General features: G+C 76.0%; 9 protein-coding genes. 2 read left to right on the top strand and 7 right to left on the bottom strand.

Annotated elements, in window-relative coordinates:
- Positions 1-272 precede the first annotated feature (272 nt).
- Positions 273-833, top strand: coding sequence for an anti-sigma factor (locus QNH85_RS19820; RefSeq protein ID WP_282949171.1), 561 nt, complete (start codon positions 273-275; stop codon positions 831-833).
- Positions 834-859: 26 nt separating this feature from the next.
- On the opposite strand, the gene QNH85_RS19815 is transcribed toward QNH85_RS19820, so the two are convergent.
- The 5 genes from QNH85_RS19815 to QNH85_RS19795 all read right to left on the bottom strand — a co-directional run bounded on the left by QNH85_RS19815 (position 860) and on the right by QNH85_RS19795 (position 6,020).
- Positions 860-1,708, bottom strand: a complete 849-nt coding sequence (locus QNH85_RS19815) for an ABC transporter ATP-binding protein (protein ID WP_282949169.1) — start codon at positions 1,706-1,708, stop codon at positions 860-862.
- Entirely contained in the window at positions 1,705-2,778 is a 1,074-nt protein-coding gene (locus tag QNH85_RS19810; protein WP_282949167.1) for a FecCD family ABC transporter permease, read from the bottom strand. The genes QNH85_RS19815 and QNH85_RS19810 overlap by 4 nt, the downstream gene beginning before the upstream one ends.
- Positions 2,775-3,824 carry a FecCD family ABC transporter permease gene (locus QNH85_RS19805; RefSeq protein WP_282949165.1) on the bottom strand — a complete coding sequence of 350 codons (1,050 nt, stop codon included), beginning with the start codon at positions 3,822-3,824 and terminating at the stop codon, positions 2,775-2,777. Before QNH85_RS19805 ends, QNH85_RS19810 begins: the two co-directional genes overlap by 4 nt.
- A gap of 51 nt (positions 3,825-3,875) precedes the next feature.
- Entirely contained in the window at positions 3,876-4,946 is a 1,071-nt protein-coding gene (locus QNH85_RS19800; RefSeq protein ID WP_282949163.1) for an iron-siderophore ABC transporter substrate-binding protein, read from the bottom strand.
- Positions 4,947-5,096: 150 nt separating this feature from the next.
- Positions 5,097-6,020, bottom strand: a complete 924-nt coding sequence (locus QNH85_RS19795) for a phosphoribosylaminoimidazolesuccinocarboxamide synthase (RefSeq protein ID WP_282949162.1) — start codon at positions 6,018-6,020, stop codon at positions 5,097-5,099.
- Between the two features lie 77 nt (positions 6,021-6,097).
- Here QNH85_RS19795 and QNH85_RS19790 point away from each other — a divergent pair, with 77 nt between their 5' ends.
- Complete coding sequence (locus QNH85_RS19790; RefSeq protein ID WP_282949161.1) at positions 6,098-6,316, top strand: SCO4848 family membrane protein; 219 nt, start codon at positions 6,098-6,100, stop codon at positions 6,314-6,316.
- 25 nt (positions 6,317-6,341) lie between these two features.
- Here QNH85_RS19790 and QNH85_RS19785 read toward each other — a convergent pair whose 3' ends face one another.
- Both QNH85_RS19785 and purD read right to left on the bottom strand, forming a co-directional pair.
- Positions 6,342-7,874: an HNH endonuclease signature motif containing protein gene (locus QNH85_RS19785; RefSeq protein WP_282949159.1), complete on the bottom strand. Its 1,533-nt coding sequence runs from the start codon at positions 7,872-7,874 to the stop codon at positions 6,342-6,344.
- Positions 7,875-8,008: 134 nt separating this feature from the next.
- Positions 8,009-9,271 (bottom strand): phosphoribosylamine--glycine ligase, encoded by a 1,263-nt coding sequence (gene purD / locus QNH85_RS19780; RefSeq protein ID WP_282949157.1) that lies wholly within the window; start codon positions 9,269-9,271, stop codon positions 8,009-8,011.
- Positions 9,272-9,515 lie beyond the last annotated feature (244 nt).

Genomic DNA, 9,515 nt, shown 5'->3' with positions numbered 1-9,515 from the left:
GGCGCTCTCCCGCCCCGACATGAGCGCAACGGGACGATTCATCCGCTGTGTCCAGCGACGACACGGTGCGTAGGCTCGCACGATGCAGGTGGTCGAGGTCAAGAGCCCGGGCGGTCCGGAACAGCTGGCAGGGCGACGCCGGGCGGGACGCCGCCGGGCAGGGCGGCTCCGCTCGGACCGAGGAGGACGGCGCCGCGCGTACTCGTGCTCCCGGCGCGGACGCCACGGCGCGACCGCACGTCGCCGCACCCCACGTCGCCGCACCCCATGCCGTGGGACCGCAGCCGGGCGAGGCGCACCCGGGTCCGTCCACCGTCGGACCGCCCTCCCGTCCCGCCGACCGCTCCCCGGCGACCCGGCCCGCCGGCCGCACCGCCGCCCGCCGGCGACGGACCTGGCGGACGGTCGTCGCCACCCTCGCCGTCCTCGCGGCGGTGGCGATCCCGAGCACGTTCGCGTGGCGGGAGAGCCAGCGCGCCGCCGACGCCCAGGCGCGCGCGGACCGCCTCACCGAGCTGCTCGCCGAGCCCGGAGCCCGCGTCGCCGCCGCGGAGGTCACGACCGGCGGCACCGCCGTCGCCGTGGTCACCGCCGACGCCGCGCTCGTCACCGCGACCGGCGTCGACGACCCCGGCGCCGACCGGGTCTACCAGCTGTGGGTCATGCGGGACGGCGTGCCGGTCCCCGACGCCACGACCACCGTGTCGGACGGCAGCCTGGAGATCCGCACCGACGCGTTCCGCACCGGGGACGCCCTGGCGCTGACCGTCGAGCCGACCGGCGGCTCGGACGCCCCGACCTCCGAGCCGGTCGTCGTCCTCGCCCCGGCCTGACGGCCGAGCCGGGCGAGACCGCTCGGTCAGGCCTCCTGGGCCCCGTGGTGCACGTGCGCGTTCCGGGCTGCCGGCACCACCATCGGCGTGCTGGTCTCCGGGTCCGGGACGACGCGCGCCGCGAGGCCGAACACGTCGCGCACCAGCGCCTCCGTGACGACCTCCTCGGCGGGGCCCTGCGCGACGACGCGACCGTCCTTCATCGCGATGACGTGCGAGCCGTACCGGGCGGCCTGGTTGAGGTCGTGCAGCACCGCCACGAGCGTCCGGCCCTCCTCGTGCAGGCGGGCGCACAGGTCCATGACCTCGTACTGGTGCGCGATGTCGAGGAACGTCGTCGGCTCGTCGAGCAGCAGCAGGTCCGTCTCCTGCGCCAGCGCCATCGCCAGCCACGCGCGCTGGCGCTGGCCGCCGGAGAGGTCCGAGACGAACCGCTCCTTGAGGTCCGTGACCTCCGTGGCCCCCATCGCCGCGTCGACCGCGCGCGCGTCCTCGGGCGACCACTGCCGCAGCAGCCCCTGGTGCGGGTACCGGCCGCGGGCGACGAGGTCGCCCACGGTGATCGCCTCCGGGGCGATGGGGCTCTGGGGCAGCAGGGCCAGGCGCCGCGCGATCGCCTTGGTCCGCATCCCGTCCATCGGCGCCCCGTCGAGCAGCACGCGGCCGGCGCGCGGCTTCAGCGTGCGGGCCAGCGCGCGCAGCAGCGTCGACTTCCCGCAGCCGTTCGGGCCGATGATCACGGTGAAGGATCCCGCGGGGATCTCCACGGTCAGGTCCTCGGCGACGACCAGGCGGTCGTACGCGAGCGTGACCCCGTCCGTCGCCAGCGGCGCCGTCGCGGTGGCGGCCGGAGCCGTCGTGGGCGTGGCGGTCATGCCGTCCCCTTCCTCCACTCGCGCACCAGGAGGTACGCGAGGTACGAACCACCGAGCAGCGCGGTCAGCACCCCGACGGGGTACTGCACGCCCCACGGCGCGTGCTGGGCGAGCAGGTCGGCCCCGACCAGGAGCACCGAACCGGTGCAGGCGGCGGCCACCATGCCGGGGCCCGTCGAGCGGGTGACCCTGCGGGCGATCTGCGGCGCGGTCAGCGCGATGAACGACACGGGGCCGCACACGCTCACCGCGGCGGCGGTCAGCGCCACGCCCACCGCGATCGCGAGCGACCGGGTGCGCCCGGGGTGCACGCCCAGGGCGGTCGCCGCGTCGTCGCCCATCTCCACGAGCTGCAGCCGCCGCGTGAGGGCCAGCGCGCACGGCGCCAGCACCACCAGCGCGAGCGCGATCGTGAGGACGTGGCCGGCGTTGCGGGACAGGAGGCTGCCGTTGAGCCACGCGGCGACCACCTGCGCCTCCTCGGTGGTCGCGCGGGCGAGCGCGAGCTGCACGAACGCCAGCGCCATCGCGCCGATCGCGATGCCGACCACGACCATCCGGAACGGCGCCTTCACCCCGCGGCCGGCGCCGAGGAGCACCAGCCCGACGGCCACCCCGGCCCCGATCAGGGCGCCCACCGGACCGGGGACCAGCCCGGGCCAGACGAGCGTCGCCGCCGCGGCACCCGCCGCCGCGCCCGCGCCGAGCCCGATCACGTCCGGGCTGCCGAGGGGGTTGCGCGTCACGCTCTGGAAGATCGACCCCGCGATCCCGAAGGCCGCGCCCGCGCCGATCGCCACGCCGATCCGCGGCGCGCGGTTCGACCAGAGCACCCAGTCCTGGGCCTTCGATCCCTCGCCCGCCAGCACCGCCGGCAGCTCGAGCGGGCTGATGCCGAGATCGCCCACCCAGATCGAGACGACCGCCAGCACCAGCACGGCCAGCAGCGCCACCGCGGACACCACGACGGCCCGCCGGTTCACGCGGATCACCGGCCGGCGTCGCGCCACCTGCGGGCGCGGGGCGGCGCCGGGTGCGGGCGTGCGGGCCGGAGCCGTCGTCGTGGTCACAGTCCCACCCGCCCCTGCCGCACGGCCATCACCAGGAACGGGGCGCCGACGAACGCCGTGACCACCCCGACCATCAGCTCGCCGGGGCGCGCCACGACACGTCCGACCACGTCGGCGGCGAGCAGCAGCACCGGTCCGAGCACCGCGGCGTACGGGAGGAGCCAGCGGTGGTCCGACCCGGTGAACGAGCGGACCACCAGCGGCACCGCCAGCCCGACGAACGCCACGGGCCCGACCGCGGCGACCGAGGCCGCGGCGAGCAGCGTGGCCGCCGCCCCGGCGAGGGCGCGGGTCCGGCCGGCGTTCAGACCGAGGGCGGTCGCGGTCTCCTCGCCCAGCGCCAGCGCGTTCAGCCCGCGGGCCAGCAGCGCCGCCAGCACGAGCCCCGCGACCACGTAGGGCAGCACGAGACCCACCGTGCCCTCCGGCCGGCCCGCGAGCGACCCGATCACCCAGAACCGGTACGTCGAGAACACCTCGGGGTCCGCCAGCGTGATCGCCTGGACCAGCGCCACCAGCACCGCGGCGATCGCCGAACCGGCCAGCACCAGCCGCACCGGCGTGGCCCTGCCCCGCGGGCCACCCGACCCGATCACGTAGACCGCCACCGTCGCGACGACCGCGCCCGGGATCGCCGCCCACACCGACCGGCCCGCCGTCCCGCCCGCCAGCGCCGTCACGATGACGACCGACGCCGACGCGCCCGCGTTCACGCCCAGCAGACCCGGGTCGCCGAGCGGGTTGCGCGTCAGGCCCTGGATCACCGCGCCCGAGACGGCCAGCGCGGCGCCCGCGAGCACCCCCAGCGCCGTGCGGGACAGCCGGGACTGCACCACCGCCGACGTGTAGCCGTCGTCCGGGTGCAGCCACGCCGACCACACGTCACCGAGCGGCACCGACTTCGAGCCCACGGCGACGCTCACGCCGCACGCGAGCACCAGCAGCCCCGCCGCGACCACCAGCCCGAGCGCCAGCGCCCACGCGCGCGACCGCGAGCCCCGCGCGGAGGTGCGCGGGGCTCGCGGTGCGGTGACGGTCGCGGTCACTGTCGGCAGGTCCGTTCCCGGCCGGGGCCGGTGGCTGGAGTGGTCGGAAGGTCAGGAGACCTTCGCGACGACCTCGGCGATCTGCGGGACGTAGGCGTCGAGCGCGTACGGCACGCTCAGCGGCGTGGCGACCGTGACCGCCATGCCGAGCTGCCGGTCGATCATCGGCAGGTAGGCACCCGAGGCGAACGCCGGCATCTGCTGCCACAGCGGCTGCGCCTCCGTGGCCGCCTGCTCGTCCTCGTCGTTGAACCAGGTGAACAGCACCTGCACGTCGTCCAGCACGTCCGCGTTCTCCAGGCCCAGCGTCGCGTAGTACGCGCCCTCGTCGGGCTCCAGGCCCGCCGCCGACGGTGCGAGCTCCAGGCCCAGGCTCGTCAGCAGCGCGACGCGCGTGTCACCCGGCATGTAGACGCCGAGCGAACCCGGCTGGTCCCCGCCGTAGACGTACGCGTAGGTCACGCCCGCGAACTCCGGGTGCTCCTCCTTGACCGCGTCGTACTCGGCCTGGATCCCGGCGATGAGCTCCTCGCCCTTCTCCGGCTCGCCCAGCGCCTCCGCGGCGATCGTGATCTGGTCCTCGACCGAGGTCGCCCACGGCTCACCGGGGTACGCCACGACCGGCGCGAAGTCCGACAGCTGGTCGAACGTCGCCTGGTCGATGCCCGACTGCGGCGCCAGGATCAGGTCCGGCTCCAGGCCGATGATCGCCTCGACGTCCAGCTCCGGGTACATCGTGATCGTCTCCGGGAGCTCCTCGCCGTCCTGCTCCACGGCCTCGCGGAACCACGGCTGGTAGCCGTCCTCGTCGCCCGCCCAGTCGTCGCTCTCGATGCCGACCGGCAGCGTGCCCAGCGAGTACGCGATGTCCGCCGCACCCCAGCCGAGTGCGACCACGCGCTCCGGCTTCTCCTGGATCGTCGCCTCGCCCAGCGAGGACTCGATCGTCACCGGGAACGCGTCCTCCGCAGCGGCGGCGTCGTCCGTGCCGGCCGTGGTGTTGTCATCCGTGGTGTCGTCGCTGCCGCAGGCGGTCAGCAGGAGGGCGGCCGCGCCGACGACGGCGACGGCGGCCAGGCCACGGCGTGCTGCCGGGCGCGGGAGGGACGTGCGAGCGTGCACGAGGGTGCTCCGATCCGAATGGGCGATGGGCGGCCGCGCCGGTGGAGCCCCAGGCTCACGGACCGACGTCGGCGCCGCAACAATGAGGCAAGCCTAACCTATGGCTTGCGTCCGTCCGGACCAAGTCCCGCCCGCCGAGCGGCCCCCAGGTCAGAGCGCCAGCGGCGACCCGGTGAGGCGCTCGAACGCCTCCAGGTAGCGGGCACGGGTGCGCTCCACCACCTCCGTCGGCAGGCTCGGCGGGGTCGTGTCGGCCGCCCGGTCCCACCCCGACGCGTCGGACGTCAGCCAGTCCCGGACGAACTGCTTGTCGAAGCTCGGCTGGGCCCGCCCCGGCTCCCAGGCGTCCGCCGGCCAGAACCGCGACGAGTCCGGCGTGAGCACCTCGTCACCGAGCGTCACCGCCCCCGTCGCCGGGTCCAGCCCGAACTCCAGCTTCGTGTCCGCGAGGATCACACCCCGCTCCCGAGCCACCCGCTCGGCCCGCGCGTACACCGCCAGGCTCAGGTCGCGGAGCTCCTCGGCGCGCTCCCTGCCCAGACTGTCCGCCACCACGTCGATGCTCACGTTCTCGTCGTGCTCGCCGACCTCCGCCTTCGTCGCGGGCGTGAAGATCGGCTCCGGCAGCCGTGAGCCGTCGACCAGGCCCGCCGGGAGCGGGATGCCCGTCACCGCGCCGTTCGACCGGTACTCCACCAGCCCCGAACCCGTCAGGTACCCGCGCACCACGCACTCCACCGGGAACATGTCCAGTCGCCGGCACACCATCGCGCGCCCGAGCACCGGCGCGGGCACCTCCGGCGCGGACGCGCTGACGACGTGGTTCGGGACCAGGTCGGCGAGCTGGTCGAACCACCACAGGCTGAGCTGGGTGAGCACCACGCCCTTGTCGGGGATGCCGGGGCTCAGGACGTGGTCGTACGCGCTGACGCGGTCGCTCGCGACGACCAGCACGACGTCCCCGTGCTTCTCGGTGACCGCCGCGCCCTCGGGCTGCGTGGTGTCGGGGACGTACAGGTCGCGGACCTTGCCGGAGTAGGTGTGCGTCCAGCCGGGCAGCGCGGGTGCGGTCATGCGCACATCCTGCCGCAGGCTGACGGGGCGCCTGCAGTGCCGTCCGCAGCGGGCAGCGGGCAGGCATACTCGCCGGCATGGAGCTCCCTGTCGCCTGGTCCGTGGTCCTGCTCGTCGCGGGGGCGTGGAACCTGCTCGTCTGGCCCCGGTTCGGCGCCCGCATCGTCAAGGACCCGCGGTCCCGGGACGCGCAGGGCCGCGCCACGCGGTTCTTGACCGTGCACCTGGTGCTGATCGGGGTGTCGATGGTGCTGGGTCTCGCGGTGCTGCTGCTGGGCGTGCTGACCCTGGTCTGAGACCCTCCGCGGACCCGGCCGCCCCTCAGTACGGGGGTGGCCCGTCGGTGTCTGCGGGGCCGGTGACGTGGTGGACGGGGTCGTCGGTGCCGGGTCGCACGAGGTAGGTGTGGCCGGTGGGGTCGGTCCAGGCGAACAGGCCGGGTTCGACCTGGGCGAGGGTGAACGCGGTCTCGGTCTTGAGGCGGTGGTGGTGCCGGCACGCTGGGCCGAGGTTGTCGGCGCTGGTGGTGCCCAGGGCCCGGGCGGCGTCGGGGTCGCCGTCGGTGTCGCTGTCGTGGGGGTGGTACTCGACGGTGTGGTCGAGGTCGGTGCGGTCGGCGGGCACGGTGCAGCCCGGTGCGGTGCAGGTCCGGTCGCGGTAGCGCACGTGCTCGTCCAGGGCCGCCGGTGGTCGGTACCGCGTGCGTCCCACGTCGAGAACAGTGCCGGACAGCGGGTCGGTGACCAGCCGCTGCCAGGTCCCGCCCCACGCCATCGCCCGGGCCTGCACCGCGTCGAGCGGCCCGTACCCGGCCAGGTCGCCGGGCTGGTCGTCGACCCCGATCAGGGTGGAAAGCGGCACCGTCACCAGCACGTGCGTACGCGGGGTACGCGCGCGCGCCGGGCCGGCGGTGGCGCCCTCCGCCGGCAGCTCGTCATCGCCGGGACGCTGCGAAAGCGGGACCGCCGGCACCGTCGAGTCCGCGGCGGTCGCCTCGCCGGGCCCACCCAGGACCAGGTCGCACAGCCCGTCGGCGCGCAGCTGCTCCAGGGTCCGCGGGTCACCCGCCGACCGGGCGGTGCGCGCCGCGGCCTCCAGCACCGCGTCGACCTGCACCGCCCGCACCGCCGGCAGCAGCACCCACAACGCCGCCATCCCGTCCGGGCGGACCTGTGGCCGACCGACGCACCGGCCCTGCTGAGCGACCCGGTGCCGGTCGGCCGCGCCCTCGGGGTCCACGGTGCTGAGGGCGCGTTCGACGTCCTGCCGGACCTGGAACGAGGTCCGGCCGCCGGCGCGGGGCAGCACCTCGTCCTCGACGTGGGCGGCGACGTGAGGCATCTGGTCCCACAGCCGCGTCACCAGCGCCCGCGCGCGGGGCACGTCGATGGTCCCGGCCGCCAGCGCCTCGCCCGTCGCGGTCAGCGCCTGCCCGTAGGACACGCCCTCGCGGACGAGCGTGTCCGCCTCGCGGGGTGAGCACTGGAGGCGCATCGCGAGGGTCGCCGCGGTGATGTTCCGCGACACGAACGCCGCACCTGCGGGGATCCGCCCGACCGGCGCGCGCATCGACTCGTGCCGGTCGAGGGCCGCCGCCGCACGCGCCTTCAGGGCGTGGGCCCACGCCTCCAGCCGGGCCGCCGCTGCGACGACCTCCACCCGCTCGAACCCGCCGAGCGCGTCGAGCCCGTCGGCCTCCAACCCCTCCAGGACCGCGACGAGCGGGGAGCCGGTCGGGGTGCCCGTCAGCCGCCGCAGGAACGCGCGCTCGGCGTCCGTCCACGCGGCGTGCTCACCCCACGCCGTGTCGACGGCAGTCGACTCGGAGGCGCGTTCCGGCAGGTCATCGGGCATACGAGCACGGTAGGGACCACCTCCGGCAGCCGACCGCCCAGGACCCCGCACCCTGGGGACGACGCACCCACCCCGCGCCTGGGGACGCCTCGGCACCCGCTCGCCGAGCGAGCCCGCCCCAGCAGAGAGCCGAATCAGCCCTCCGCGGCCGCCCGCGCGATGTCCGACCGGTGGTGCGACCCGTCGAGCCCGATGCGCTGCACCCCGGCGTACGCCGCGTCCCGCGCCGCGGCCAGGTCCGCCCCCGTGCCCACCACGGACAGCACGCGACCGCCCGCGGACAGCACGGCCCCGTCGGCCCCGGCCGCCGTCCCTGCGTGCAGCACGTGCACCCCGGGCAGCGCGCCGGCCTCGTCCAGCCCGGTGATGACGTCCCCGGTCCGCGGCGCCTCGGGGTACCCGGACGACGCGACGACCACCGTCACGGCGGCGTCGTCGCGCCACTCGAGCGGCGACTGGTCGGCAAGCGACCCGGTGGCGGCGGCGAGCAGCACGCCCGCGAGCGGCGTGACGAGCCGGGCGAGCACGACCTGGGTCTCCGGGTCGCCGAACCGGGCGTTGAACTCGACGACCCGGGTGCCGCGGCTGGTCAGCGCGAGGCCGCAGTACAGGACGCCGACGAAGGGCGTCCCCCGCCGGGCCATCTCGTCGACGGTGGGCTGGGCGACCTGGGCGACGACCTCGTCGACGAGGCCGGGCGGCGCCCACGGCAGCGGGGAGTACGCGCCCATGCCGCCGGTGTTCGGGCCGGTGTCGGCGTCCCCGACGCGCTTGAAGTCCTGCGCGGGGACGAGCGGCACGACGTGGGTGCCGTCCGACAGCACGAACAGGGACACCTCGGGCCCGTCGAGGTAGTCCTCGACGACGACGCGGCCGCCGGGCTTGGCGAGGCACGCGAGGGCGTGCTCGAGCGCGACGGACCGGTCCTCGGTGACGACGACGCCCTTGCCAGCGGCGAGCCCGTCGTCCTTGACGACGTACGGGGCGCCGAAGGTGTCGAGCGCGGCGCCTGCCTCGGCGGGGTCGGTCACCACGACGGGGTCGGCGGTGGGGACGCCCGCGGCGGCCATGACCTCCTTCGCGAAGGCCTTCGACCCCTCGAGCCGGGCGGCCTGCGCGCTGGGCCCGAACACGGGGATCCCGACCTCGCGCACCGCGTCGGCGACACCGGCGACGAGCGGCGCCTCCGGCCCGACGACGACCAGGTCCGCGCCGAGCGACGTCGCGAGGGCGGCGACGGCCGCACCGTCGAGGGGGTCGACCGCGTGCAGGGTGGCGAGGCCGCCGATGCCGGGGTTCCCGGGGGCCGCGTGCAGCTCGGTGACCTGGGGGTCGCGGGAGAGGGCGAGGGCCAGGGCGTGCTCGCGGGCGCCGGTCCCGACGACGAGGATCTTCACCCGCCCGACCCTACCGACCGGTGCGCGCGCCGGTGCCGGCCGCCCGGGCGGGGCGGGGGGAGGGGGGGGGCCCGCACGGGAGGGGCCCGCGAGCGGGCCGGCCCGCCCCGCGGCCTCCCCGCCCCTGATCGGGGCGCACCCGTCCGGAGCACCACAGCCCGGGACGCAGACTCTGCACGCCGACCCGTCCGTGGAGGACCGGTGGCACGCACATGGCCGAGTTCGGATGGTGTGACCACGCGGG

It is taken from the genome of Cellulomonas endometrii (genome assembly GCF_949769265.1).
Taxonomy (GTDB): Bacteria; Actinomycetota; Actinomycetes; order Actinomycetales; family Cellulomonadaceae; genus Cellulomonas; species Cellulomonas endometrii.
Note: the sequence above shows the minus strand (reverse complement) of the source record. Positions and strands in the feature narration are given on the sequence as shown.